The organism is Streptomyces sp. NPDC091282 (genome assembly GCF_044757385.1).
GTDB classification, from domain to species: Bacteria; Actinomycetota; Actinomycetes; order Streptomycetales; family Streptomycetaceae; genus Streptomyces; species Streptomyces gramineus.
This window is the reverse complement of record NZ_JBIVUX010000013.1, coordinates 150,397-174,857: the sequence shown is the minus strand read 5'-3', so window position 1 is coordinate 174,857 and position 24,461 is coordinate 150,397. Positions and strand designations below refer to the sequence as shown.

General features: G+C 70.6%; 20 protein-coding genes and 1 pseudogene. 14 read left to right on the top strand and 7 right to left on the bottom strand.

The genetic code is table 11. The annotated features are described in order from the left end of the window. Positions 1 to 923: 923 nt before the first annotated feature. Both mdlC and ACIQOE_RS39445 read left to right on the top strand, forming a co-directional pair. A complete protein-coding gene (mdlC, locus tag ACIQOE_RS39450; RefSeq protein ID WP_401416900.1) occupies positions 924 to 2,495 on the top strand; it encodes a benzoylformate decarboxylase in 1,572 nt (523 codons plus the stop codon). Between the two features lie 421 nt (positions 2,496 to 2,916). Next, the gene (locus tag ACIQOE_RS39445; RefSeq protein WP_351327863.1) at positions 2,917 to 3,732 is read left to right on the top strand and encodes an SAM-dependent methyltransferase; all 816 of its coding nucleotides are present in this window, start codon (positions 2,917 to 2,919) and stop codon (positions 3,730 to 3,732) included. A gap of 106 nt (positions 3,733 to 3,838) precedes the next feature. On the opposite strand, the gene ACIQOE_RS39440 is transcribed toward ACIQOE_RS39445, so the two are convergent. Beyond that, complete coding sequence (locus ACIQOE_RS39440) at positions 3,839 to 4,870, bottom strand: serine hydrolase domain-containing protein (RefSeq protein WP_401416898.1); 1,032 nt, start codon at positions 4,868 to 4,870, stop codon at positions 3,839 to 3,841. After that, the gene (locus ACIQOE_RS39435; RefSeq protein WP_401416896.1) at positions 4,867 to 5,703 is read right to left on the bottom strand and encodes an IclR family transcriptional regulator; all 837 of its coding nucleotides are present in this window, start codon (positions 5,701 to 5,703) and stop codon (positions 4,867 to 4,869) included. The genes ACIQOE_RS39440 and ACIQOE_RS39435 overlap by 4 nt, the downstream gene beginning before the upstream one ends. A gap of 54 nt (positions 5,704 to 5,757) precedes the next feature. Here ACIQOE_RS39435 and ACIQOE_RS39430 point away from each other — a divergent pair, with 54 nt between their 5' ends. The 5 genes and pseudogenes from ACIQOE_RS39430 to ACIQOE_RS39410 all read left to right on the top strand — a co-directional run bounded on the left by ACIQOE_RS39430 (position 5,758) and on the right by ACIQOE_RS39410 (position 10,974). After that, the gene (locus ACIQOE_RS39430; protein WP_401416894.1) at positions 5,758 to 7,335 is read left to right on the top strand and encodes an ABC transporter substrate-binding protein; all 1,578 of its coding nucleotides are present in this window, start codon (positions 5,758 to 5,760) and stop codon (positions 7,333 to 7,335) included. Beyond that, the gene (locus ACIQOE_RS39425) at positions 7,332 to 8,324 is read left to right on the top strand and encodes an ABC transporter permease (RefSeq protein WP_399008826.1); all 993 of its coding nucleotides are present in this window, start codon (positions 7,332 to 7,334) and stop codon (positions 8,322 to 8,324) included. The genes ACIQOE_RS39430 and ACIQOE_RS39425 overlap by 4 nt, the downstream gene beginning before the upstream one ends. Next, positions 8,321 to 9,247 (top strand): ABC transporter permease, encoded by a 927-nt coding sequence (locus ACIQOE_RS39420; protein ID WP_401416892.1) that lies wholly within the window; start codon positions 8,321 to 8,323, stop codon positions 9,245 to 9,247. The genes ACIQOE_RS39425 and ACIQOE_RS39420 overlap by 4 nt, the downstream gene beginning before the upstream one ends. Beyond that, positions 9,244 to 10,090, top strand: a pseudogene (locus ACIQOE_RS39415) (ATP-binding cassette domain-containing protein). Before ACIQOE_RS39420 ends, ACIQOE_RS39415 begins: the two are co-directional and overlap by 4 nt. After that, the gene (locus ACIQOE_RS39410; RefSeq protein WP_401416890.1) at positions 10,087 to 10,974 is read left to right on the top strand and encodes an ATP-binding cassette domain-containing protein; all 888 of its coding nucleotides are present in this window, start codon (positions 10,087 to 10,089) and stop codon (positions 10,972 to 10,974) included. Before ACIQOE_RS39415 ends, ACIQOE_RS39410 begins: the two are co-directional and overlap by 4 nt. Before the next feature lie 65 nt (positions 10,975 to 11,039). Here ACIQOE_RS39410 and ACIQOE_RS39405 read toward each other — a convergent pair whose 3' ends face one another. Further along, positions 11,040 to 11,999 carry an ROK family protein gene (locus tag ACIQOE_RS39405; protein ID WP_401416889.1) on the bottom strand — a complete coding sequence of 320 codons (960 nt, stop codon included), beginning with the start codon at positions 11,997 to 11,999 and terminating at the stop codon, positions 11,040 to 11,042. Positions 12,000 to 12,040: 41 nt separating this feature from the next. Here ACIQOE_RS39405 and ACIQOE_RS39400 point away from each other — a divergent pair, with 41 nt between their 5' ends. The 3 genes from ACIQOE_RS39400 to ACIQOE_RS39390 are packed head-to-tail and all read left to right on the top strand — an operon-like array spanning position 12,041 to position 14,363. Continuing rightward, on the top strand, positions 12,041 to 12,814 hold the full coding sequence (locus tag ACIQOE_RS39400) for a creatininase family protein (protein WP_401416888.1): 774 nt from the start codon (positions 12,041 to 12,043) through the stop codon (positions 12,812 to 12,814). Between the two features lie 14 nt (positions 12,815 to 12,828). Beyond that, positions 12,829 to 13,956 (top strand): mandelate racemase/muconate lactonizing enzyme family protein, encoded by a 1,128-nt coding sequence (locus tag ACIQOE_RS39395; protein ID WP_401416887.1) that lies wholly within the window; start codon positions 12,829 to 12,831, stop codon positions 13,954 to 13,956. Further along, positions 13,953 to 14,363 (top strand): Rid family hydrolase, encoded by a 411-nt coding sequence (locus ACIQOE_RS39390; RefSeq protein WP_365555878.1) that lies wholly within the window; start codon positions 13,953 to 13,955, stop codon positions 14,361 to 14,363. The genes ACIQOE_RS39395 and ACIQOE_RS39390 overlap by 4 nt, the downstream gene beginning before the upstream one ends. 68 nt (positions 14,364 to 14,431) lie before the next feature. Here the strand turns inward: ACIQOE_RS39390 and ACIQOE_RS39385 are convergent, their stop codons facing one another. Next, positions 14,432 to 14,944 carry a hypothetical protein gene (locus ACIQOE_RS39385; RefSeq protein WP_401416886.1) on the bottom strand — a complete coding sequence of 171 codons (513 nt, stop codon included), beginning with the start codon at positions 14,942 to 14,944 and terminating at the stop codon, positions 14,432 to 14,434. 200 nt (positions 14,945 to 15,144) lie between these two features. Between ACIQOE_RS39385 and ACIQOE_RS39380 the strand changes: the two genes are divergently transcribed. Both ACIQOE_RS39380 and ACIQOE_RS39375 read left to right on the top strand, forming a co-directional pair. Next, positions 15,145 to 16,110 carry a rod shape-determining protein gene (locus tag ACIQOE_RS39380; protein ID WP_401416885.1) on the top strand — a complete coding sequence of 322 codons (966 nt, stop codon included), beginning with the start codon at positions 15,145 to 15,147 and terminating at the stop codon, positions 16,108 to 16,110. Next, positions 16,107 to 16,736, top strand: coding sequence for a hypothetical protein (locus ACIQOE_RS39375; RefSeq protein WP_401416883.1), 630 nt, complete (start codon positions 16,107 to 16,109; stop codon positions 16,734 to 16,736). The genes ACIQOE_RS39380 and ACIQOE_RS39375 overlap by 4 nt, the downstream gene beginning before the upstream one ends. 32 nt (positions 16,737 to 16,768) lie before the next feature. Here the strand turns inward: ACIQOE_RS39375 and ACIQOE_RS39370 are convergent, their stop codons facing one another. Further along, positions 16,769 to 18,841, bottom strand: coding sequence for a tetratricopeptide repeat protein (locus ACIQOE_RS39370; protein ID WP_401416881.1), 2,073 nt, complete (start codon positions 18,839 to 18,841; stop codon positions 16,769 to 16,771). Beyond that, positions 18,838 to 19,998 (bottom strand): hypothetical protein, encoded by a 1,161-nt coding sequence (locus tag ACIQOE_RS39365; protein ID WP_401416879.1) that lies wholly within the window; start codon positions 19,996 to 19,998, stop codon positions 18,838 to 18,840. Before ACIQOE_RS39365 ends, ACIQOE_RS39370 begins: the two co-directional genes overlap by 4 nt. A 1,573-nt stretch (positions 19,999 to 21,571) precedes the next feature. Here ACIQOE_RS39365 and ACIQOE_RS39360 point away from each other — a divergent pair. Next, complete coding sequence (locus ACIQOE_RS39360) at positions 21,572 to 22,141, top strand: hypothetical protein (RefSeq protein ID WP_401416877.1); 570 nt, start codon at positions 21,572 to 21,574, stop codon at positions 22,139 to 22,141. 66 nt (positions 22,142 to 22,207) lie between these two features. Here ACIQOE_RS39360 and ACIQOE_RS39355 read toward each other — a convergent pair whose 3' ends face one another. After that, positions 22,208 to 23,050, bottom strand: coding sequence for an alpha/beta fold hydrolase (locus ACIQOE_RS39355; protein ID WP_401416875.1), 843 nt, complete (start codon positions 23,048 to 23,050; stop codon positions 22,208 to 22,210). Between the two features lie 419 nt (positions 23,051 to 23,469). On the opposite strand from ACIQOE_RS39355, the gene ACIQOE_RS39350 reads away from it, so the two are divergent. Then, entirely contained in the window at positions 23,470 to 24,228 is a 759-nt protein-coding gene (locus tag ACIQOE_RS39350) for an SDR family oxidoreductase (protein WP_401416873.1), read from the top strand. The last annotated feature ends 233 nt before the right edge of the window (positions 24,229 to 24,461 follow it).

The following is a 24,461-nucleotide window of genomic DNA, read 5'->3' as shown; positions in this document are numbered from 1 at the left end:
CGCGCACTACCCGGGTGCGCGTGGCCGCCCGGTGGGCGGGGGGGGGCCCCCCGGGGGGGGGGGGGGGGGGGGGGGGCCGCGGCCGGGGGGGGCGCGCCCCCCCGGGGGGGGGGGCGGGGGGGCCGGTCGCCTGCACAGGTCCAGACCGGTGAGCGGTGCGGGTGTTCCTGTGTCCCCGCAGGCGGGCGGATGCCGTGCCGCTCTCCGCGTGTCGGATCGCGCGGGGGCGAGGTGTCGTGGGCTGGGTGATGGCCGCCTGGCCTGAGCGGTGCCGGAAAGAGTCGGCTTGTCCCTCTTGATCATCCTCTGGGCCGTGCTGAACAGGGTCTCTGTGCAGGGTTGCGTGAGGGTCTGTCCGAGATGTTGGTTTCTTCACGAAGGTTGGGAGTCCTTCGGAATCGCGCCCGCGTCATTGCCGTCACGAATGCCGACTGACGCTCTGATTCCGCTCTCTCGTGCGGGACTTCTGTCGAGGCTTTTCAGTGCCGGCGAGACGTGAGCGTTGTTCAAATTCCGAAAGCGGAACTCAAGCGTCGATCGTGGGCATAGAAGAACTCTTCCGCAGAGTTGCCGCGGCGGGATATCTGGCGTGGGTGAAACGGATTCCTGTATTCCGGCGCCTTGTCGTGCAGAGGGTGCGCGGCCGTCAGGTGATTGGGTCCGGTGGCTTCGTCGTGAGGGGGGCGCGGCCATAGGGGAGGTCCCGCCGTCCTGTGCCCGGCCCCGACGGTCACTCCGACGTCGGTCGCGTTGGCATGGCTCTGCAGCGCTCCCGCATTGGTGTAGACCGCTGGCGCCGAACGTGCCCCGGGCGCGAGGAGGTGGCGGCAAAGTGCCTTGCCCAGAATGTGTCTAATTTGCCGGGTTCGATGGCTGCTCGTAAAGTCGAAGAACCGACCTGTTTCGCATCCGAGGGGCCTGTCGTGGCTACTGTCAGTGACGCCTTCTACGGGATTCTCCGGCACCACGGCGTGAGGGCGGTGTTCGGCAACCCCGGGTCGAACGAACTGTCCTTCCTCACAGGCCTCCCGGAGGACATCCCCTACTACCTGGTGCTGCAAGAGGGCGCCGCCATCGCCATCGCCGACGGCTTCGCCCAGGCGTCGGGCACGATCGGCTTCCTGAACCTGCACGCGGCCTCCGGCACGGGCAACGCGATGGGCTGCATGACCAACACGGCGGACTGCCACACGCCGATGGTCATCATGGCGGGCCAGCAGGCACGGCGGTACGTCCCGGTCGGCGCGATGCTCACCAACGTGGACCCGGTCAAGCTCGCGGACCCGCTGGTGAAATGGTCGGGGGAGCCGCTGCGCCCTCAGGACGGGCCTGCCCTGGTCTCCAAGGGCCTGATGCTCGCCGACTCCGCCCCACGCGGCGTGGTCTACCTGTCGGTCCCGCTGGACGACTGGACGGAACCCGCCGAGGATGGCGCCCTCACGCACCTGCTCGACCGGGGCGTGGACGGCGCCCCGGTGGTCCCGCGGAAGGCGCTCGACACCCTGGTCCGGGCCCTCGACGAAGCGTCGGCGCCGGCTCTGGTGCTGGGACCGGGCGCGGACACAGAGGAGGGATTCCAGGCCGCCGTCGCGCTGGCCGAGCGCGCCCGCCTGCCCGTCTGGATCGCGCCCAGCCCACCCCGTTCGCCCTTCCCGACCCGGCACCGCTGCTACCAGGGCCAACTGCCGTCCGCCGCGGGCGCGATCGCCGATGTGCTGGCACCGTACGACGTCGTGGTCTGCGTCGGAGCGCCCGTCTTCCGCTACCACGCGCCCTCCACCGACGAGTTCCTGCGTCCGGGCGTGAGCGTGTACGCGGTCACCGACGACCCGGACGAGGCGGCACGGGCACCCTTCGGGCGCATCTCGGTCGGCGACCCGTCCGACGCCCTGGTACGGATCGCCGCGTCGGTGGCCCCGAGTGAACGGCCCTGGCCCGCCGAGCGCACGCTCGCCGCCGCGGACACCAGCGGACCGCACTTCACGACCGAGGCGATCCTCGACGCGGTCGAGGCCGGCAAGAACGACGACACGGTCATCGCCCTGGAGTGGACCTCGTCCGACCTGGTGCGCGACCGCCTGACCATCACCCGCGCGAAGTCGCTCTTCTACTGTGCCGCGGGCGGCCTCGGCTGGGGCCTGCCGGCCGCCATCGGGCTGCGGCTCGGCAATCCCGACCGTCCCGTGGTCGCGCTCATCGGGGACGGGGCGATGCAGTACACCCCGGCCGCCCTGTGGACCGCGGCACGCCACGACGTCGCCGTCACGTTCGTCGTCTGCACCAACACCAAGTACCGCGCCCTCCAGGAGTTCTCCGAGATCCTGCACGTCCCCGAGGGTGACTACCTCGACATCTCCGGCCTCAACGTGCTGGACATCGCCCGGGGTTACGGCGTGCAGGCGCACCGGGCCGAGTCGCTGGCCGACCTCACGGAGTACATCCGGAACGGGATGTCGGCCACCGGTCCCCGCCTGGTGGAGATCCTCCAGCGCTGACGGGCGGACCCTGGGATCGGGGCGTCCGGACCCGAACGTACAGTTGCCGCTGATCAGCGGATGTATCCCGCCCCAAGCTGGACGTACACGCCTGAGTCAGGACTCAACTCCCGTCAGCGGATGGTGTCCTGACCGTGTTCACGCTGCAACCGTCTCCCTGATAATTTCAGCAATGGAGGCGCGGGCGTAGCGTGGTGCATCAAGTCCGCGTCAGAATAACGACGTTGACAGCCTCTCAGGAGAACGGTGCCGACGTGGCGTCGACGCAGGTGCCGGACGGGATCGTCACGTCCGGTCCTGGGGTCGGAGAGATCCGGCCGAGCACATCCGCCGTCGGGTGACCGGCGGCGGACGGAGGGGCTTTGACCGTGGCCCAGCTCTTGGCCTGCGGGCCGTCAGACACACGCGTGAAGGGGAGAACATGAACACCAGGCAGGCCGGCCAGGACCTCGACACGAGCAGGGCGCACTCCGCCCGGATGTACGACTACTTCCTCGGCGGCAAGGACCACTTCGAGATCGACAAGGACGCGGCCCTGGTGGCCGCCGAAGCCCACCCCGGCATCTACGTGACCGCGCGGGAGAACCGCGCGTTCATGCACCGGGCCACGCGGGTCCTGGCGCGGGAGCACGGCATCCGGCAGTGGCTCGACATCGGCACGGGCATCCCGACCGAGCCCAACCTGCATCAGGTCGCCCAGTCCGTCGCGGTCGACGCCCGCGTGGTGTACGCCGACAACGATCCCATGGTCCTCAAGTACGCCCAGCGCCTCATGCGCAGCACGACGCAGGGACGCACGGCGTACGTCCAGGCCGACGTGCGGGATCCGGGCACGCTGATGAGCGCCGTACAGGACGCGGAGGTGCTGGACTTCGACCAGCCCATCGCCCTCTCCCTGAACGCGCTCATGCACTTCATCACCGATCCGCACGACCCCTACGCCATCATCCGGCAGCTGCTCGACCCGCTCCCGGCCGGCAGCGCCCTCGCCATGAACCACTGCACGCCCGACTTCGACCCCGTGACCTGGAACAAGGTTGCGGAGGTCTACACCAAGTCCGGTGCTCCCGTGCAGTTCCGTTCGCACGGCGACGTGCAGCGCTTCTTCGACGGGCTCGACCTGATCGAGCCCGGCATCGTGTGCTGCCACCGCTGGCGCCCCGACGCGCCGGCCGACGGGACCGAGCCGACCGACGCTCAGATCAGCCTCTGGGCCGGGGTGGGCATCAAGCGCTGAGGACGTCACGAACGGGCGCGCGACGCCCGACGCCCGGGCAGCCCGTCGCCTCCTCACCTGGAATCCCGGGATTGCCGGGGGCCAACCGGTGCGAGGCTTCGGTGAGTCAGCTGGCCGCCCGGGCGGCGAGGTCGTGGAACTCCCGGCGTTCGGCCGCGATCGCGTCGCCCGCCCGGCTGGGATGGACGCGGTTGGTCAGCAGCACGGCGTAGCGTCCCGCGGCCGGGTCGACCCACAGGCTGGTGCCGGTGAAGCCCGTGTGCCCGAACGAGTCGGGGCCGAACACCTCGCCGGCGGGGGAGCCGACCGGGTCGCGGCCCTGCCAGGCGAGCGCGCGGCGCGACCCCAGGCCGTCGGTGTGCGGGGCTGTCATCAGCGCGAAGGTGTCCGGGCGGAGCAGGCCGCGGCCGCCGGCGGCCAGCGCGGCACCGATGCGTTCCATGTCCTCCAGGGTGGAGAACAGGCCCGCGTGCGCGGCGGGCGCGCCGAGCACGACCGCGTTCTCGTCGTGGACCTCGCCGACGACCACCCGCCCGCGCCACGGGCAGTCCTCGGTGGCCACCGCCCGTGCCCGGCGCGCCGCGTCCGGTGCGAAGCCGGTGTCCCGCAGACCGAGCGGCGCGGACACCAGCCGCTCCACCAAGGCGTCCAGCGGTTCTCCGGACGCCGCCTCGGCGATCAGCCCGAGGACGATGAACCCCTGCGAGGAGTACTGCACCCGCGTGCCCGGCCGCGCGGTCAGGGGCAGCAGCCGCACCGCCTCCAAGAGCGCGGTCCGGGTGGGGTGTTCCCGGTAGAGCGGGACCCGGCCGGGGATGCCGGAGGTGTGCGTGAGCAGGTGACGTACCGTCAACTCGGCTTTGTCGCCGTCCTGGTAGCCGGGGAGGTGGTCGCCCACCGTGTCGTCGAGGCCGAGTGTGCCGCGTTCCACCAGGGCCATCACGGCCAGCCCGGCGAGCGGCTTCGTCACCGAGGCCAGGTCCCACACGTCGGTACCGTCCAGCGGCGGTCCGTCCCAGCTCCGGGTTCCGGTCCAGCCGCGGTCCAGCGGGCCCGACGCGTCGCCGACGGACCAGGCGGCGCCGGAGTGGATGCGCCGCTCCCGTCCCCGGCCGAGCAGGTCGGCCAGTGCGCTCACGAGCGCTCCTCCCGGGCTTCGGGCCGCACCAGGCCGAGCATCGGAGCGCGGGCGCCGAGCCCGGCGGACACCGTGCGCGCGGCGGCCCGGACCATCGGCCCGAACACCTCCACGCTGTCCGAGTCCAGGGTGAAGGTCACCCCGGCGATCCCGACCGCCCCCACGACCCGGCCCGCGGCGTCCGTCACGGGTGCCGCCACGGACCGTACGTCCAGTTCGTCGTACTCGTCGTCCACGGCGTAGCCGCGCTCGGCCGCCTCGGCGAGCAGGGTGCGCAGGAGAGCCGGGTCGGTCGGGGTGGATGGGGTGCGGGCCTCCAGGTCCAGCGTGTCGAGCACGCCGTCGCGCTCGTCCGCGGGCAGGGCCGAGAGCATCGCGAGACCCACACCGCAGGCGTACAGCGGGGCGCGGTGACCCGGACGGATGCTGATCCGGTACTCGCGGGCCGGCTCCGACTGCTCCAGGCAGACCGCGTCCCGTGCGTCGCGGGCCGCGCAGAACGCCACATGGCCGGTGTGCCGGCGCAGGTCCGCCAGGGCGGGCCGGGCGAGTTCGAGGACGCGGCTGTCGTGGAGCGCCGCCGCGGCCAGGCCCAGCAGGCGGGGACCGGGACGGTAGCTGCCGCCCTCGGTGGCCTCCGCGAAACCGTGTTCCGCCATGGTGCGCAGATGCCGGTGGACGGTGGGCTTGGTCAGCCCCGTACGGCTCGCGATCTCCCCCAGCCGGTGCGGACTGCCGGGCTGGACGAGTGCTTCGAGCACCTCCATGGCCTTGTCGACGGGGCCCTTGACGAGTTCCTGGTCGACCGACCGGGTGTTGACCGCTTTCACCATGTCGCTTAGCTTAACCCAACCGCATTCCATCTGACGGAACGGAGGTGTTCTTCAATGGAACGTTTTCTTCAGGGGTGCACGGCGGACCGTGGCCGTCCCGGCCGGCGCCAGGTCCTGCGGACCGGTGGTCTGCTGCTCGGAGCCCTCAGTGCCCCCGCGCTCCTGACCGCGTGCGGCACGACGGCCGCGGCGGACAGAGCAGGCAACGTCCTGCGGGTCTCCCAGCCGGGCGACCCCAAGACACTCGACCCGCAGAAGCAGGGCGACATGGTGTCGATGAACGTGCTGATCAACATGTTCGACACACTCACCACCCGCGGCCTGGACAACCGGCTGCACCCCAGGCTGGCCCTGTCCTGGAAGGCGACCGACGCGCACACCTGGCGCTTCACCCTGCGCCCCGGCGTGACCTTCCACAACGGCGAGGCGTGCGACGCGCACGCCGTGGCCTTCAGCATCGAGCGGCTCCTCGACCCCGCGACCAAGTCGCCCATCGTCGAGCTGCGCTTCGTCAAAGGCGTCACCGTCGTCGACCGGCACACCGTGGACATGCACACCACCGTCCACGACCCGATCCTGCCCGCCAAACTCTCCCTGTTCGGAGGCGTGGTGGTGCCGCCGCGGCACCTCGCCGAGGCCGGCGACGCCGCGTTCGCCGAACACCCCGTCGGCACCGGCCCCTTCGTCTTCGAGAGCTGGCAACGCGACCACGAACTGCGCATGCGGGCCTACGACCACCACTGGAGCGGCCGCCCCGCCCTCGACGGCGTCGTCTTCACCCCCGCGCCCAACGCCTCCTCCTCACTGGCCTCCCTGCAGAGCGGCGGAGTCGACCTGGTCGCCGGCCTCACCCCGGACGCCGCCCAGCAGCTCGACGGCTACGGCGGAATCAAGATCGACGGCCACACCGGGATCCGCACCGCCTACCTGTCGCTGAACACCCTGGAACGCGGCCCCCTCCAGGACCGCCGAGTACGTCAGGCGCTCAACCACGCGATCGACGTACCGCTCCTGATCAAGGCCGTACTCGGCGGCAAGGCCACCGAGACCCCCGCCCTCGTCCCACGGGGCGCCTTCGGCTTCGACCCCACCGTCAAGCCCTTCACCCGCTCCCTGGACACCGCGCGCCGTCTCCTGGCCGAGGCCGGCCACCCCCACGGCTTCTCCACCATGCTCACCGCCTCCAACGTCGACGCCAACGTCGCCGAGGCCCTGTCCGGACTGCTGTCCCGCGTCGGCGTGGACGCCCGCGTCGACCTGCTCGACCCCGGTACCTACTCCGCCCGGCTCACCTCGGACAACCGCGGCGCCCTCGGCCCGATCTACCTCGCCGCCAGCACCGTGTGGACCCTGGACGGCGCCGGCATCGTCCAGTCCAACGTCCGCAGCGACCGGCGCCAGAGCCGCTGGCACTCCAAGGAGGCGGACCGCCTGATCGACATCGAGGAACTGTCCGAGGACCCGGCCGCGCGCACCCGCGCCCTCTCGGACCTGCAACGCCTGATGCGCGAGGAAGCACCCTTCGTCTTCCTCTACCAGATCGACAACATCTACGCCCGCAACGACCGGCCCCGCTGGATCCCGGGAGCCGCGGGCGTCCTCGCCATGGAGAGCGCGGAGGTGACCCGGTGAGCACACCGACCCTCGACCGACCACCCGCACCTGCGGCACCGGCCGCCCGCCCCCGCCGCGGGACGGCACTCCTGCGCGACGTCGGGAAACGCCTGGCCATCGCCGTGTTCGTCCTCTTCTGCACGGCGACCGTCACCTTCTTCCTGGTCCGCCTGTCCGGCGACCCCGTGAAGATCCTGCTGCCACCGGACGCCACCGCCGCACAGGAACGGGCACTGCGCCACTCCCTGGGCCTGGACCGGTCCCTGCTCTCCCAGTACCTCGACTACCTCTGGGGACTGCTCCACCTCGACTTCGGCGACTCCCTCGTCTACGGACAGCCCGTGAGCGAGATCCTCGCCGACCGGCTGCCCGCCACCCTCCAACTCGCCGCCGCCGCCCTCGCCGTGACCCTCGTCATCGCGATCCCGGCGGGCATCGTCGCCGCCATGCGCCGCGGCCGGGGCACCGACAGCACCGTGATGACCGGAGTCCTGCTCGGCCAGTCCACCCCGCCGTTCTGGGTCGGCATCCTGCTCATCCTGGTCTTCGCCGTCTGGCTGCGCGTCCTGCCCGCCTCCGGCTACGGCACCTTCGCCAACCTGATCCTGCCCGCGATCACCCTCGCCGTGTACTCCGTCGCCGTCGTTGCACGGCTGCTGCGCTCCTCGCTCGTCGACGTGCTCTCCTCGGACCACATCCGCAGCGCCCGCGCCAAGGGCTTCGGCCCCCTCCAGGTGGTCCTCAGGCACGGACTGCGCAACGCCTCCCTGCCCGTGGTGACCGTCGTCGGCCTCGAAGTCGGCAATCTGCTCGGCGGCGCGATCCTCACCGAACGGGTCTTCTCCTGGCCGGGGGTCGGACAGCTCACCGTCGAGGCGATCTCCAACCGCGACTTCCCGCTCGTCCAGGCCACCGTCCTGTTCTTCGCCACCACCTTCGTCGTGGTGAACCTGCTCGTCGACCTCTCCTACAGCTTCCTCGACCCGAGGGTGAGGACGTCCCGATGACCGTCATGACCCCCGCCACCACTGACCGGGCCGCGGCGCGGACACCGAACGGCGGCCCCGGCACCGGCGCCCGGTCCGCCGTCCTGCGGGCGCTGCTGCGTAACAAGCTCGCCGTGGCGGCCCTCGTCGTCCTCGCGCTGCTGCTCGTCGCCGCCCTGTCCGCCCCGCTGATCGCCCCCTATGACCCCAACACCCAGAACCTGCTGCTACGGCTCCGGCCTCCCGCCTGGCAGCACGGCGGCAGCGCTGCCCACCTCCTGGGCACCGACCAGCTCGGCCGCGACATGCTCTCCCGCGTCGTCTACGGCGCCCGGGTCTCCCTGCTCGTCGGCGCCGGCGCCGCCCTGCTCGCCGGTGTCATCGGCACCGTCGTCGGCCTGTCCGCCGGATACCTCGGCGGCTGGGTCGACCGCACCCTCATGCGCCTCGCAGACGTGCAACTCGCCTTCCCCGCGCTGCTGCTGGCGCTCGCCGTCGTCGGCTTCCTCGGCTCGGGACTGTGGATGGTGATCCTGGTCCTCGGCTTCACCGGCTGGGTCTCCTACGCCCGCGTCGTACGCTCCGAGGTGCTGTCGCTGCGCAGCCGCGACTTCATCACCGAGGCCCGCGCCATCGGCGTCACGGACGTCACCATCATGCGCCGCCACCTGCTGCCGAACGTGATGGCACCGCTGGCCACCATCGGCACCCTGCACGTCGCCGCCGCCATCGTCGCCGAGGCCTCCCTGAGCTACCTCGGCCTGGGCGTGCCCAAGGAGACCGTCACCTGGGGCGCGATGCTCTCCGACGGCCAGCTCTACCTCGGCACCTCCTGGTGGGTCGCCGTCTTCCCCGGCATCGCCCTGATGCTGACCTCCCTCGCCATCAACATCACCGGCGACGCCCTGCGGGACGTCGCGGACCCGAAGGCCTACCGCCGATGACCAACGACCGACGCACCCCCGAACCGTCCCGGCGGACGGACGACGAGCAACCGCTGCTGGCGATCGACGGCCTCAGCGTCGACTTCCGGCTCGCCACCTCCGTCGTCCACGCCGTCCAGGACGTCTCCCTGCACGTCCACGCCGGCGAAACCCTGGCCGTGGTGGGGGAGTCCGGCAGCGGCAAGAGCGCCACCGCGCTGTCCGTGCTGCGGCTCAACCCCAGCCCGCCCTGCGTCTACACCGGGGGCGAGATCCGCTTCGACGGCCGCGACCTGCTGAAACTCTCCGAGAAGGAACTCGGCAAGGTCCGCGGACGCGACATCGCCATGGTCTTCCAGGACCCCATGACCTGCCTCGACCCGCTCCAGCGCGTCGGCAGCCAGGTCGCCGAGGTCCTGCGGCTGCACACCGGCATGTCCCGCGCGGACGCCGCCGAAGCCGCACTGGCCGCCCTGGACGAGGTCGGCATCCCCGACCCGGCCGCACGCTACCGCCAGTACCCGCACGAACTCTCCGGCGGCCTGCGCCAGCGCGTGATGATCGCCACGGCCCTGGTGGCCCGCCCCCCGCGTCCTGATCGCGGACGAACCGACCACGGCCCTCGACGTCACCGTGCAGCGCCAGATCCTCGACCTGCTCGTCACCCTCCAGCACAGGCACGACATGGCCGTGGTCCTCATCACCCACGACCTCGCCGTCGTCGCGGAGACCGCCGACCGGGTCGCGGTGATGAACCAGGGCAAGGTCGTCGAGACCGGCGACGTCCTCGACGTCTTCGACCGGCCCGCCGACCCCTACACCCGCACCCTGCTGGCGGCCACCCCGCGACTGGAGGCGGCATGAGCACCGACGGCACCACACCCACGTCCACCCCCGAGGCAGCGCCCGCTCCGGTCATCCTCGAACTGGTCGGCCTGCGCAAGGAATTCGGCACCCGGCACACCAACGTCGCCGTCGACGACGTCTCCCTCGACGTCCACGAGAACGAGACCCTCGCCCTGGTCGGCGAGTCCGGCTGCGGCAAGACCACCCTGACCCGGCTGCTGCTCGGCCTGCTCGAACCCACCGCCGGCAGCGTGCGCTTCGACGGACAGGACCTCGCAACCCTCTCCGCGGCCCAACTGCGCGGCATCCGGAGGCAGATGCAGGTCGTCCTCCAGGACCCCTACTCCAGCATGAACCCGCGCATGCGCATCACCGACATCGTCGCCGAGCCCCTGGTCACCCACGATCCCGAGGCCCGCGGACGGCGCGCACGGGCCCGCAACCGGGAACGGGTCGGGGAACTCCTCGAAGCCGTGGGCCTGGACGCCGGCATCCAGGACCGCTACCCCCACGAGTTCTCCGGCGGCCAGCGCCAGCGCGTCTCCATCGCCCGCGCCCTCGCGCTCCACCCCCGCCTGCTGGTGCTCGACGAACCCACCAGCGCCCTGGACGTTCGGGTGCAGGCGACCGTCCTCGATCTGCTGGCCGACCTCCAGCAACGCCTGGGCCTGACCTACCTGTTCGTCTCCCACAACCTCGCCGTGGTGGCCCAGGTCGCCGACCGGGTCGCGGTGATGAGCGAAGGCCGCCTCGTCGAGGTCGGCGAGGCGACGCGGGTCCTGCGCGACCCGCAGCACCCGTACACCCGGCGCCTGCTCGACGCCGTACCGGTCCTCGACCCGCGCTGCGGGCGCCGGGCCGCCGAGCGGGCCGCGGCGACGGCGGGCGGGCAGAGCCGATGACCAGGACCGCTCCACGGGAGGCGACACCCGTGCGCACGGCACAGGCCCCCGCCTCCACGCCCGCCCTACGTGTGAGACAGGACCAGCCCCGCCCCGCCCAGCAGCGCCACGTCGTCGACGGCCGCCGTACCGACCAGCACCCGCGGCCGCTCGGCCCCCGCGAAGGCGACCGCGTCCCGCAGCCGCTCCTCCACCACGACGCGGAACCGCTCCCCGCCCTCGCGGGCCTCGCCGTGCAGGATGAACAGACCCGGCGCGAAGAGCTGCTGCACGTTCACCAGCCCGAGTGCCAGGTTGTGCGCGTACTCCTCCACCACCCGGTCGGCCAGCGGATCACCGCAGGCGACCAGCGACTCCAGCGAGCACGCCGGACCGAGCCCCGCGGCACGCGCCCGTGCCCGCAGCCAGCCGGTGGTGGCCAGCGTCTTCCAGCATCCCCGGCTGCCGCAGGTGCAGCGCTCACCGCTGGCCGACACGGTCATGTGCGCGCCGCTGCGGCCGCCCGGCGGGGCCATCACCTCACCGTCGTACAGGATGCCCACGCCCAGCACCTCGCCGGTGGACACCGAGGCGAACGTACGCCGCCCGCGGCCCGCGCCGAACCAGCGGTCGCCCAGCACCTGCAACCGCGCCCGGTGCTCCACCCGCACCCCGGCCCCGGTCAGCGCGGCCAGCCGGTCGGCCACCGGATAGCCGTGCAGCGCGGGCACGTCGTTGACCTCCAGGATCAGGCCCGCGCCGGGATCCACGAGCCCCGCAGCGGCCACCCCGATCCCCTGCAACCGGTGCTCGGCGAAGAGCGGCGCGACCCCGGCCAGCGCCCGGTCGATGTCGGCGGGGACGGCACGCGCCGCGTCGTACGACGACTCGGTGCGGTCCATGACCCGGCCGGCCATCGACAGCACGGCCGCCCTGACCCGGCCGGGCACCAGTTCGACGGCGCCCAGCCGCGGCGCCGCGGGAGGAGCGGCCGGCTGCTCCGCAGCGTCGGGGACCAGTCGCAACAGGGAACTTTTGTGGACCATGCGCCGACTCTGCCATGGCCCCGTTTCGGAGAGGTAGCACCGTGAGTCAATCGAGGCTGACCGAACTCACCTGGCGTGAGGTACGCAGGGCCGGCGAGGAGGGCATCGTCCTGCTGCCCATCGGTTCGCAGGAGCAGCACGCCGCGCACCTGCCGATGGGCACCGACACGCTGCTCGCCGAAGAGGTCGTCGACCGCGCACTGGACCTTTTGGACCGTGAGCCCGGGGCGCCGCACGTCGTACGACTGCCCGCCCTGCCCTTCGGGCACAGCCCCCACCACCTGTTCGCCGCGGCCGTCTCGCTGTCCGCGGCCACCCTCGCCGCGGTCCTGGACGACATCCTCGACTCCCTGGTGACCAGCGGCTGCCGACGCATCCTGGTCGTCAACGGTCACGGCGGCAACGACGAGATCATGCGGCTCGCCGTCAAACGGCTCGCGCTGCGCGCCGAGGTGACCGCCGCCGCCTGCTCCTACTGGACCCTCACCACCGGCGACGACCCGGCCGGGCGGCCCGAGGTCACCCCGGGACACGCCGGATGGTTCGAGACGTCCCTGATGTTCGCGGCCCACCCCGACCTGGTCCGCACCCCCGTACCGGCCCGTACCCCCGTCGAACCCCCACCTCTGTTCGACCACCCGCCCCACCCCGGCCTGACCGTGGAACGCCACGGCGAGTGGGAGCGGGTCGGCGGCTCCACCGACGACCCGTCCGGCGCCGACGCCGACCGGGGCCGGCTGCTCCTGGACGACCGGGCGCGCGCACTGGCGCACGCGATCCGGGCCTTCGACACCGCGAGCCGGTCAGCCCGATGACGCGAGGAGAAGAAATGAAGATCACCGACGTCGACGTGTGGGTCGTCAACCTCCCACTCGTCAATCCCTTCACGAGTTCCTTCGAGACCAAGACCGGCGAGACCCGCACCGTCGTCCGCGTGCGCACCGACACGGGCGTCGAGGGCTGGGGCGAGACGATGTGGGGCCGGCCGGTCGCCGCGATCGTCCGCCGGATGATCCCCGACCTGATCGGCACCAGCCCCTTCGCGGTCGAGAGCTTCCACCGCAGGCAGCACATGGTCCCCTTCTTCTACGGCTACCTCGGCTACGCGGCGATCGCCGCCGTCGACGTCGCCTGCTGGGACGCCATGGGCAAGGCCACCGGTCAGTCCGTCACCGACCTGCTCGGCGGCCCCGTGCGCGACGAGGTCCCGATCACCGCGCTGATCACCCGCGCCGACGCACCCGGTGCGACCGGCGCCTACCTGCCCAAGGCCATGGCGGAGCACGCCGTACGCGTCGTCGCCGAGGGCGGCTTCGAGGCCGTCAAGCTCAAGGGCACCCGGGACTCCCGGGGAGACGTCGCCATCCTGCGTGCCGTCCGCGAGGCACTCCCCGACCTGAACCTGCGCGTCGACCCCAACGCGGCCTGGTCCGTGCCGGATTCGATACGCGCGGGCATCGCCCTGGAGGAACTCGACCTGGAGTACCTGGAGGACCCCTGCGTCGGCATCGAGGGAATGAGCCAGGTCAAGGCGAAGATCCGCATCCCGCTGTGCACCAACATGTGCGTCGTCCGCTTCGAGGAGTTCGCCCCGGCCATGCGGCTCAACGCCGTCGACGTCATCCACGGGGACGTCTACAAATGGGGCGGCATCGCCGCGACCAAGGCGCTCGCCGCGCACTGCGAGACCTTCGGCCTGGGCATGAACCTGCACAGCGGCGGCGAACTCGGCATCGCCACCGCGGCCCACCTGGCCGTGGTCGCGAGCACCCCCGTCCTGTCACGGGCCATCGACAGCATGTACTACCTGCACGCGGACGACATCATCGAGCCGCTGCACCTGGAGAACGGCCGACTGCGCGTCCCGTCCGGGCCCGGCCTGGGCGTCACGGTCGACGAGGAGAAGCTCCTCCACTACGCCGCCGTCAACGAGCGCGAAGGAGACCTGACCGGATGACCGGCACACCGAACGGCAAGCGGCCCGTGAGCACCCCCGACGCACCACGTCCGGCCGGCGCCTACTCCCAAGGGGTCGTAGCGGGCGGCTTCCTCCACACGGCCGGCTTCGGCCCGCAACACCCGGCCACCGGCGAGGTTCCGCAGGGCGTCGGCGCGCAGACCGCCCAGGTGCTGCGCAACGTCAGCGCGGTCCTGGCCGCCGAGGGCCTGACCCTGCGGGACGTCGTGAAGGTCACGACCCACCTCCAGCACCTCGAACGGGACTTCGCCGCATACGACGCGGCCTACCGAGCCTTCTTCGAGGCCCCCTGCCCCGTACGCACCACCGTGGGATCCGACTTGATGGACATCCTCGTGGAGATCGACGTGGTGGCGGCCCTCCCGGCTCCGGCCCCACCCGACTGACACGGCACCGCGCCCGGCGGCCCGACGGAGGCCGGCGGGCGCGGCGACCGAGGGGCCACCGGAACCGATCAGGTGCCGAGGCTCCGGATGGTCGTCTCCACCAGCTGTCTGGCTCTGGAACCGTTCCAGGAGGTGTAGTTCGAAAGCTGGGCCACCGCCGCACTCACCCACTCCCGGTCCCCGAGCCGGTCCAGAGCCTTGGCTTCGCTGAGCTGGGCGAAAAGGAACTTCAGCACCATGACGTGGCTGCCTTTGTAGCCTCGCTGGTGATGGGTGTAGCGCACACGCCACGGTTCGTAGGGGTGGCGCACGAGGCCGTACAGCGAGCAGCCGTCGCGGCCCATGTCGGCGCCGGGCCGGGCAGGAAGGCCGGGCGTGGTCTGCCACTTCCGGAAGGCGGCTTGTACGTGCAGCTCCATGAAACGGGCCCACGGGAGGGTGAGTTGAGGTTCTGCTGCGCCGTGCCGTCGGTGCTCAAGACCCTCCGGGGTGAGCAGGACACACAGGCCTCCTGTTCGAGTCGGATCTCCGATCACCCACCCGTCCTGTGTCAGCTCCAGCGGCCCCAACAACTGCGCCATGGTCTCTCCCCGTTCCCGCGGCTGTCTGACCTCAGAACATAGCTGAGACCCCCAACAACCGGCGGAATTCCCCCGGTCCACGCAGATGCGGGTCGTGTCCGGGCCGCACTGAGCGTCGTCAGTCATCTACGATCCCCGCACAGGAAAACGGTGCGGGGGGCGGCGTGCTCTGGTGGGCTCTTGACGAGATACGACTGCAGGTGACGGGGCGCAGCGCCCGGTACTCGCAGGTGGTGCTGGAACTGGCCTGGGACCCGAACCCACAAGCGGACGCGTCGCTCGCGGCACACGTCCTTGCGGTCGGTGTGGCTAAGCGGGCGCAACTCTGGGCGCCGATCGGGTCCATGGTTCTCGTGGCACCGGGAGGGCACCCGGGGGTCGGGCCGGCCGTGGACACGGCCCGGGAGCTGTGGCCGGCCGCGGTGGTCACGGTGGTGGACGAGGCGGTGGCGGCCCTGGCCGGCGCGGGCCTGGACCCGGAGCCGTCCGCGTGTGTCGTGGTGCACCAGGATGCCGTGCGCACCTCGGTCGCCGTCGTCACCGAGCGGGAAGTGATCGTCAGCGGACTGGCGCCAGGTGGCACGCGCGGCCTGGCCGAGACCGTGGCCGAGCACCTGCGGGCCGTGCACCGCCTGGACGTGGGCCTGGAAGAGGCGTGGGCCGCAGTCGTTCACGACGGCGCGTTCGGCCCCTCGCCGTGGATACCACGCTCCGGGCCCGTCTACGGGACACCGATCACCTCGGACCGTATCCTGCCCTCTCCGCCGGGCACGGCGACCGTGTCACCGGCCGAACTGCGCGACGTCGTAACCCCTGCCTACGGGCCGGTGGCGGCCCTCGTGGAGCAGGTGCTCCGTGACGCGCCGCCTGAGACGGCCCGGCAGGCGACCACAGGAGGGTTGCTGCTGACCGGACCGCACCCGCCGGGAGTCGAGCATCACCTGACGGAACTCACCGGGCTGCCCGCCCGTCGGGTGGCCGAGCATAAGGCGGGCTTCCACCGTCCCCAGGTCCTCCTCGACGGCGTTGCTCGACTGCTCGCCGAGAACCCGCTGGCTCCCTCTCTCACCGAGGACCGTCCCGACGTCTCGAAGCCACTGCGGCTGCTGGAGAGTTTCGGCCTGCTGCCGCCACGCGGTCTGACCGCAGAAGAGAGGAATCGGTGAGCGGCACCGGACGGAGGCGGGGCGTACGGCTGCTGTGGACCGCACTCGCGGTGCCGGCCAGCGCGGCATTGACGGCGACGGCGTTCGCCGTCGTCTACGGTGCGTCGCTGACGCCCGTCGGATGGCGGAACACGATGGTCCTCGGCTTCGGCGGGGTCCTGTTGTGCGGAGCGCTGGTCGCAGTGGCGTTCGGCCTGTACGACCTGCGGGACAAGAGCACCGGCACACGGGAGACAGCGGTGGCCGTCTGCGTCGCTGTGACCATGTTCGTGTGCTGGATCGCCCTGAAGGACCATCAGTTGCACGAGCGCGGCCGGCCCGTTCAGGCGGTCGTGACCGCTCTGCAGGCCGGCGGCGGTGTGTACGACGCCGAAACGGAAGCGGTCGTGGCCGACGTGTCCCATCACCGTCCGCTCGGTGCCATCGGCGCGGGGAAGCTGGCTGTCGGTGACCAGGTCACCGTCACCGTCGATCCTCAGGGCAGGTACGGCGTCAGCGCGGGCCCCCCGCCGGACGACATCGCATGGCTCTGGACACTGGCCGCCCTGATCGCCGCACTTCAGGCCCTGCTCACCGCGTCCATCGGCTTCAGCGCGGCCAAGGAACGGTCGGCGAGCACCGGTTGACGGCCGGCACCCGCCTCCCGCATCCCGTTCGCTTACCTGGCGCCGGCGGCGGTGCAGAGCCGGCGTTGCTCGCGGATCTCGTCCGTGTCGGCGTCCGGCAGGACGATGGCCAGGTCGAAGTCCCCGAGAGCCAGGTCGGGGCGGCCGGCGGCCAGGTGGGCGATACCGCGGTTGAGCAGGATGTCCGGGTCCTCACCGACCGCTTCGAGCGCGGTGGACAGGTCCGCGACGGCCATCTCCGGCTTCGCCTGCCGGAAGTGGACCACGGCTCGGTTGATCAGCGCGGCCGGATAGTGCGGATCCTTCGCGAGCACCTGGTCGAGGGCTTCGAGGGCGTCGTCGAACCGCTCGCGCTGCAACAGCAGCGTGCCCTGGAGACAGAGGAGTTGGACCTCCCCGGGGTGAAGACGCAGGCCCGTGCCGATGTCGGACTCCGCCGCGTCGAGGTCTCCGGCCTCCAGGAGCAGTTCGGCCCGCGCGACACGCGTGTCGAGGTCACCGGGTTCCATCTCCAGGACGAGCGTGAAGTCCGCGAGGGCCCCCGCGACATCTCCGACGTGCACCCGGGCCGTACCGCGGTTGTAGTGCAACTCGGGGAAGGGCGGGGCGAGGCGGACCGCGCGGTCGTAGTCGGCGAGGGCCGCCTCGAAGTCCCCGCGGTCACGGGAGATACGGGCCCGCTCCGACAGGTAGTCGGTGTAGTAGGGGTCCATGTCGACGAGTTGGCTGTAGTCGGCGTGGGCCTCGTCCGGCCGGCCCAGCGCGACCAGCAGACGGGCGCGGTTGTAGAGCAGTTGGGAGCGGTGCAGCGCCCACTGTCCCTCGTCGAGTTTCTCGTCCAGGCGTCCGATGCACGACTCCACGAGGCCCAGGGCGCGGCCGAGGTTCCCCCGGTGCATCTCGACGAGCGCCAGGCCGTTGTCGTGGAAGACGCTGTACGTGAGGCGTTCGGCCGGGTCCGGGAGGATCCCGGCGATGGCGACGGCGTTGTGCTGCCACTGCACGGCGAGTTCGTGGTCGCGGGGCCTGAGGAACCGGGTGTGCAGCATCGCGATCGCGTAGCTGGTCATCATGTGGATCTTGGGGTCCGTGAAGCGGCGGAGCAGACCCTGGTACAGCTCCATGGACTGTTCCAGGCGCCCGACCGGGATGCACGCCGCGGCCGCTTCCCTGGTGAACTCCCAGTAGTCGTGCTCGTGCAGCAGCGGATCCGTCACCTTCCGGCCGCGCAGCCCCAGGTCCACCACGGCGGCCGAGAAGCCGGTGGCGACGGCGTGGCGTTGAGCCTCCAGCAGGGCGGCACGCCCCGCGCCGCCGGGGTCGCTGCCGTGCTCGCGGTGCAGGGCGACGGCCCCCATCCGCACCCCCCACGTGGCCGTCTCGGCCAAAGCGTCACCGCGCCGGTCGTGCAGCAGGGCACGAGTCGGCGGGTCGGTCTGCCGGTAGCCGGCCAGGGCACACGGATCGTCGTCGGTGCAGTCGCTGTCCACATAGACACGGGCCCAGTCGAGGACGGACCGGTCCGCGACCGACGGCCCCTCCGAACGCGGAGCCGCCACGACGTCCACCTCGGCCAGCGCGCCGTCGAGTTCGTCGGAGAGCTTGCCCGCGGTGGCGGAGACCACGACACGCAGCAGGCGTGGATCGGCCCGGCGCAGCAGCAGGGCGATCAACTCCTGCGTGGTGGCCTCCGCGGCGTGCACCTCCTCGAAGACGATCTCGAACGCGTCGGTGTCGTGCGCGCGCCGGACGTGTTCGAGCAGGAAGGTCACGATGCCCTGGCTCATGCACCGGATCCACCCGGCGCCGAAGAACCTGGTCCGCTCCTCGTACGGGGCGTCGTCGGCCAGAGTCCGCGGCGCCGGTCCGATGAGCTGCGCGAGTTCGGGCATGCCGTACAGGAGCGCCACGCGGTGCTCCTCTACGAGTTCCGGCCAGCGGGAGGCGGCCTCCGGCAGGACGGTCGTCAGTATGGTGTCCACCCCGGTGTACGGGCCCCGCAACCGCTGGTGACAGCGGACCACGAGCGCCTGTCGGGTATGGGCCGCGACAGCGTGCAGACGGTCGCCTCTTGTGGTGCCGACGATCCGCAGATGGCCCGTCATGCGAGTTCTACCTCCGGGGACGATGACGTGATGGAGTGGGCGGACTTCATCGCACGGCGTTTGCGCCGGGACAGGACGACGAGGGCGACGATCTGCGCCACGTTCATGCACAGGGACAGCACGGCGTCCCAGAACCCCGCGTTCACCTCGCCGGATCCGAGCGCGTGGCCCGCGATACGGACGTAGTCGACGGTCACGGGAATGCTGACGAAGACGGTGATCGCGGCGAGCGCGCCGTACCCGAGGACGATGAACGGCCCGTAGAAACGGCCGATCTGGCGGTCACGAGGCGTCCAGTTCTCCTCGTTCACGACACGCTCCGGGCGGTCCAGCAGACGCCACACACGGTTCTTCAGCAGGGTCATGCCGGCGTCGTGAAGATCGTGGCAGTTCCATGCCGTGGCGAGCACGTAGTAGAGATCGGTGCGCAGATAGAGCTGCAACTGCCACAGCATGCGCACGGCCACGGTGAAACCCAGCCCGAGGCAGAGCCGGCCGGCGAAGGAGAACGAACCCCCCGGATCCCGGGTCAGATCGGCGACGAGCCCCAACAGCGCGAAGACGACGCCGTCGCACAGGATCCCGGCGAGGAAGGGAAGGTAGCGTTTCGAACGGGGCACGCTGAGCAGCCCGTTGATCTGCGTCTCGGCGACGATGTACGTCAGGCGGTTGCTGACGCTCAGCCGTGTCGGGAGCCCGAGCCGGCGGCCGGCCAGGATGTGGAATCCCTCGTGCACCAGCAGCAACGGGACCTGCCCGAAGGTGATGACCAGCTGGACCACGAGCAGGGAGTGCGTGAAGAAGATCTGCCCGGGATCCGGTGCCAGATCGGGCCGTACGACGGCCGCCCGGATCCAGAGGCCCACCGCGAGCGCGTACAGCAGCCACGCCGGTGGGGAAAAGGCGGCCCGGCCGAGACCGCGCAGTCGCACGCGCGAGGCGGGAACGGGGGGCTGGGCCTGGGCGTCGTCGCTGACGAAGCCCAGTTCGTGGAGCGTCGTCAGGAAATCCTCGAGATCGACCTCCTCGCCGAAGGTCGACTCGTACCACTCCTCGGCGGTCACCAGCGGCATTCCCTCTCCGAGCCGCCTGAGCAGTTCCGCCCCGTCGGCCGGGAACACCGCGTAGGAACCGGTGTCCAGGCGACCGACCACCACCTCGTCGCCTTCCGGAACGAAACTCAGTTCATGGAAAACGAGGCCGTCACCGGCCACAGACCCTCCAAGTTTTCCTGATGAGAAAAGCCCGGGTGCGCCGGCAGGCGGCGCACCCGGTCGTGGCACGGCGAGGCGGTCAGGCCTGGACGGAGTACGGGCACTGACAGGCGGCCGACGTCAGGCGCACGTCGCCGGTGCGGCGCACCGCGATCTTCTTGGAACCGGCCTTCTTGCGCATGGCGACAGTCGACTTCATGACGGTCCTTTCTCGAAGTTTCTCGTACCGACCGGCGGCCGGCAGCAATCAAAGTTGTTCCAGCCGGACGAAAGGATCAAGGCTCGATTCACGCCATTCGATCCGGCCTCCAGATGCCGGATTCCGAAAAGAGAGATGGGGCAAGCGTTTTCCAGACGCTCCGGAACGAGGGGGCGGACCGCGGACAACTGATTCCGTTGCGCCCCGCCCCTCGACATCGTTGCCCAAGCGCCGCAATGGCTCATCTCCGCACCTGAAGCGCCATGAGCCGCCGTTGCGGAAAGAGCACCGCTCTGACGGCGACGGGCAAGCGGAATGCGATTCGCCGTATTCCGCTTCTCTCCGGCTCTGCATTCCTCGATTCAAAGAAAGGTAAGGAAAAATACAAAAAACGGCGCCCGGTGCCTTTCTGTGCGGTTGCTCGCCACCTGTCGCTGGCGGACGCCGGAGGGCGGATTTCGGACGGTCTACGCGCGTGCGGGGAGTCCTCGACGGCGCACAGGGCCCCGCGTCCGCTTCAGAGTCGCCGACCCGCCTCCACGTTCGCCGCACGGCCCACGCTCGACCGATCCCACGAGGTGCATGCACACGTCATGACGCCGACCGCTTTCCGACCCTCCTCCTGCGCGAGCGATGCCGCAGGGCCGAGTCGAGCAGCACCCGGCCCCGTACCGGACGGCACGCCTCCGCACCACCGCCGGCTGCAGGTCTCCGCACGCTCGCCGCGTGACCTTCACGAAACGTGCAGATCCAGGGCTCGGGCGAGAGCGGCCAACTGCCCCGCGCGAGACAGCCAAGAGCCGCATGGGGCCCCGATCAGCCGGCCGCGCCACCGACCGCACCATCCCGGCCGACCAACGCGTGCCCGGCTGGATCGGACCGTGAAGCTGTGGCCGGCCACTCGGGCCGCGCCCGTGCGCTCCTTCTCCTTCGAGGCCGACTCGGCCGCGAAGCCCGTTAGCCTCGCGGCCGGCAAGGGATGCGGCAACGGTCCGTGCCGTGAGTACCTGCGGCGCCGGGACATCCGGCAGACGATCCCGGAAAAGTCCGGCAGTCAGGCAGCCCGTCTGCGGAAGGGTTCGCGCGGTAGGCGGCCACTCGGCTCTACGAGGATCGTTACAGGAAACGCAGTACCGTGGAACGGGCGATCAACCAGCTCAAGCAGTCCCGAGCCGTGGCCACGTGGTCGGACGAGCGCGGTTACGTCTACCTCCGACACTGCAGCGGCACTTGCAACATGGCTCCGGTCCTGACTGACGCGAAGCAGGCCAGCACCCGCACGGACCGGCCCTACGGGTGCCACCCTAAGGTTCTGGAATGAGTAACTCTGCTGCGGCTGCTGTCTTCACAACCACCGACCTGCCTGAAGCGATGCGTGCGGTGCGGACCTTGCTGGGCATGGCGGACATCGATCACGCCGAAGTCGACTTCGAAGCCGTGATCAGGTCGCCGGATGTCCTTGCGCAAGTACGTCACGTACTCCCTGACCTCGAATGGTGGGCTTCGGCCGGCAAGGAGCACGGTTCGTCGGAGGACGGCGACAACCCAGCAGACTGCCTGCCGATCCGAGTGTTCGACTGGGGTCGCCCCCTGGACCGTGCAGAGCTCTTCATCGCTGCTATGGGGCCAGACCCCGCAGCTGTGCGGTGGGATCTGGACGCGTGGCCTGCGATTCCCGAAGCCGGGCTGGAAACGATCTCGCAGAAGTACGCATACCTCACGCTGACAGTGAATTCCCGGGACCTCTACCAGGACGAGCTGTCGCAGGACCACACCGTCCACGTGCACGTCCGGGACCGCAACGGCGACCAGATCACCCGCGTCCACTGGCTCGCCGGTCAGGTGGGTGGCCGATTCGAAGGCAGAGTGGAGTTGGCCCCTCTATAGCCCTTCATCAAACAGGCAAGACCGCCGTCTCCACCTGCCTCTGTCACGAGATCGACCAGACATGTCCTAGAAGGTCTGCTGACCGTTGAGGACACCCCGAGCCTCCAGGAACGCGCCCACCGCGGCGGCGAATTGCCCGGGCCGTTCGACATGTGCGAGGTGGCCGGTGCTCTCCAGGATCGTCAACTCGGCCGCTGGAATGGCCTCGTGCAGGAGAGCGGCCCAGCGCGGGCCGCAGATGAAGTCCTGACGGCCCGCCAGTACGAGGGTCGGTGTGGCGATGTCCGGCAGTTCGTCGCGGACGTCGAAGGGCGGGCCCTCTCCGCGCGTGGCAGCCGCGTACATGCGCATCGACCGGCGGGCCGGCGCGAACTCCGCCTCTCTTCCCCAGTAGTCGAAGACATAGGCGGGCATCATCGTCCGCAGGACGGCGGTGGTGCCGTCGTCATCGAGGAGTTCGAGACGGGTGGTGAGGGCCTCGACGTATCCGGCCGTCTCCGGGTGGTCGTCGGCATGGCCGCTCACGAATTGCTCCATGGAGGAGACCGCCGCCGCCCAGAACTGGTCGTCCGTCACCGGTGAGGTGTCGTACAGGACGAGGGCCGCAAGCTGCTCGGGATGGTCGAGAGCGAACTGCTGGGCGACGAAACCACCATGAGAGTGGCCGAGCAGGATGACCGGAGGCACGGCCAGATGCTCGATCACTCCGTGCAGGAAGTGCGTGTAGGTGGGCACGGTGTAGTCGCGCGGATCGGGCAGCCGACCAGAATCGCCCGTGCCCACCGGTTCGACATAGACCATGGTCAGGAAGGCTTCGAGGTCCGGCATGCGCAGGTAGTCCCAGCCGATGCCCGGTCCGCCCGAATGCGCGAGGCACACGGGGCCTGTGCCGGCGACGTGGTAGCGCACGTCGACGTCGGCCGAACCATGGCGGACGGAGATCGTATGGGTGCCCGGGGACAGAGGGGAGGACGGATCCTCGGTTGCGCGGGGGAGTTCCCGCGGCCGGCTTGAGTGCGTCACGCGGCCGCGCCGATCGCTGTCGAGCGGGTGAGTCGTTCGGCCTCGGCGACGGACATGATGCGGGTGGTCATGGATCTTCCTCTCGGCTCTGGGACGAAAACAGCGGTGTCACTCATCCCCCTTCCGTACAGACCGCACTGCGTGCGCGCGTGTGACAGCCGGCCCGTGTCGCCAGAACCGGGCGGGGCGGTCACGGCTCCGTCCCTGAGGCACCGCCGGTCCGGAGGCGGTGTCCTGTCACAACCGGACCAGTCGTCCGGTCTGTGGTGCGAAGCCGGAGACCATGTCAGCGGGAGGAGCTTCACATGCAGGTGGCCGTGGCCGGGGGAACCGGTCTGGTGGGGAAGTACGTCGTCGCGGAGCTGGAAGCCGCGGGACATCGGCCCGTGATCCTCGCCCGTTCGCACGGTGTGGACCTGGCCACCGGTGCCGGTCTCCTGGAGAGGCTGTCCGGCAGCCACGTGGTGATCGATGTGTCGAACATCGTCACGACGCGGAAGAGGCCCGCCGTCGATTTCTTCTCCCGGGCCACCGGCCACCTGCTCTCCGCCGCCCGGGCGACCGGAACCGAGCATGTGGTCACCCTGTCGATCGTCGGCTGCGACGAAGTCGACTTCGGCTACTACTTCGGCAAGCGCGTACAGGAGGAGATGGTCCGCGACGGTGGAGTGCCCTGGACGATCCTGCGCGCCACCCAGTTCTTCGAGTTCCCCGAGCCGCTGCTGGACAACCGGTCGCCCGTCGTCGCGATACCGAGCATGCTCACGCAGCCCGTCGCCGTCCGGGACGTCGCCGAGAAGCTCGTCGAGCATGCGTTGAAGGGTCCGTCGGGAAGGGCGCAGGAGATCGCGGGACCAGATCAGCTGAACATGGCGGACATGGCACGACGTATCGTGCGCGCACACGGTCGGCGGCGGCTCGTCGTGCCGGTGTCGCTCCCGGGCCGGGCCGGCAGGGCGATCGCCGCCGGTGGTCTGCTGCCACGCGGGCAGTACGTCCTGGGCCGCCGGACGTTCGACGACCACCTGGCGTCCCTGGAGCGGTCCGCACCTGCCGGCCGGTGATGTCTGCGAGGCACGCCTGCCGCCGGCTTCCTGGAAGACCTTCCCGGGACGCCGGCGGCCGAATTCTCCGCGTCGGTGTCACAGATGTGGTGTGCGTCCTGTCAGTGATGTGAACCAAGGGCGGCTTCTGCGCAGAGTCGTGGACCGACAGTTCGCCGTGGACCGGCAGCTCGCCGCGCACCGACAGCTCGTCATGGACCGAAAGCTCGTCGTGGAACGACGACATCGGCGCT

Bases quoted from the DNA above. Each gene is read 5' to 3' on its own strand.
- ACIQOE_RS39445 (WP_351327863.1), top strand. From the start codon at position 2,917: ATGAACACCAGGCAGGCCGGCCAGGACCTCGACACGAGCAGGGCGCAC.
- ACIQOE_RS39435 (WP_401416896.1), bottom strand. From the start codon at position 5,703: ATGGTGAAAGCGGTCAACACCCGGTCGGTCGACCAGGAACTCGTCAAG.
- ACIQOE_RS39430 (WP_401416894.1), top strand. From the start codon at position 5,758: ATGGAACGTTTTCTTCAGGGGTGCACGGCGGACCGTGGCCGTCCCGGC.
- ACIQOE_RS39420 (WP_401416892.1), top strand. From the start codon at position 8,321: ATGACCGTCATGACCCCCGCCACCACTGACCGGGCCGCGGCGCGGACA.
- ACIQOE_RS39410 (WP_401416890.1), top strand. From the start codon at position 10,087: ATGAGCACCGACGGCACCACACCCACGTCCACCCCCGAGGCAGCGCCC.
- ACIQOE_RS39405 (WP_401416889.1), bottom strand. From the start codon at position 11,999: ATGGTCCACAAAAGTTCCCTGTTGCGACTGGTCCCCGACGCTGCGGAG.
- ACIQOE_RS39395 (WP_401416887.1), top strand. From the start codon at position 12,829: ATGAAGATCACCGACGTCGACGTGTGGGTCGTCAACCTCCCACTCGTC.
- ACIQOE_RS39390 (WP_365555878.1), top strand. From the start codon at position 13,953: ATGACCGGCACACCGAACGGCAAGCGGCCCGTGAGCACCCCCGACGCA.
- ACIQOE_RS39385 (WP_401416886.1), bottom strand. From the start codon at position 14,944: ATGGCGCAGTTGTTGGGGCCGCTGGAGCTGACACAGGACGGGTGGGTG.
- ACIQOE_RS39370 (WP_401416881.1), bottom strand. From the start codon at position 18,841: ATGACGGGCCATCTGCGGATCGTCGGCACCACAAGAGGCGACCGTCTG.
- ACIQOE_RS39360 (WP_401416877.1), top strand. From the start codon at position 21,572: ATGAGTAACTCTGCTGCGGCTGCTGTCTTCACAACCACCGACCTGCCT.
- ACIQOE_RS39350 (WP_401416873.1), top strand. From the start codon at position 23,470: ATGCAGGTGGCCGTGGCCGGGGGAACCGGTCTGGTGGGGAAGTACGTC.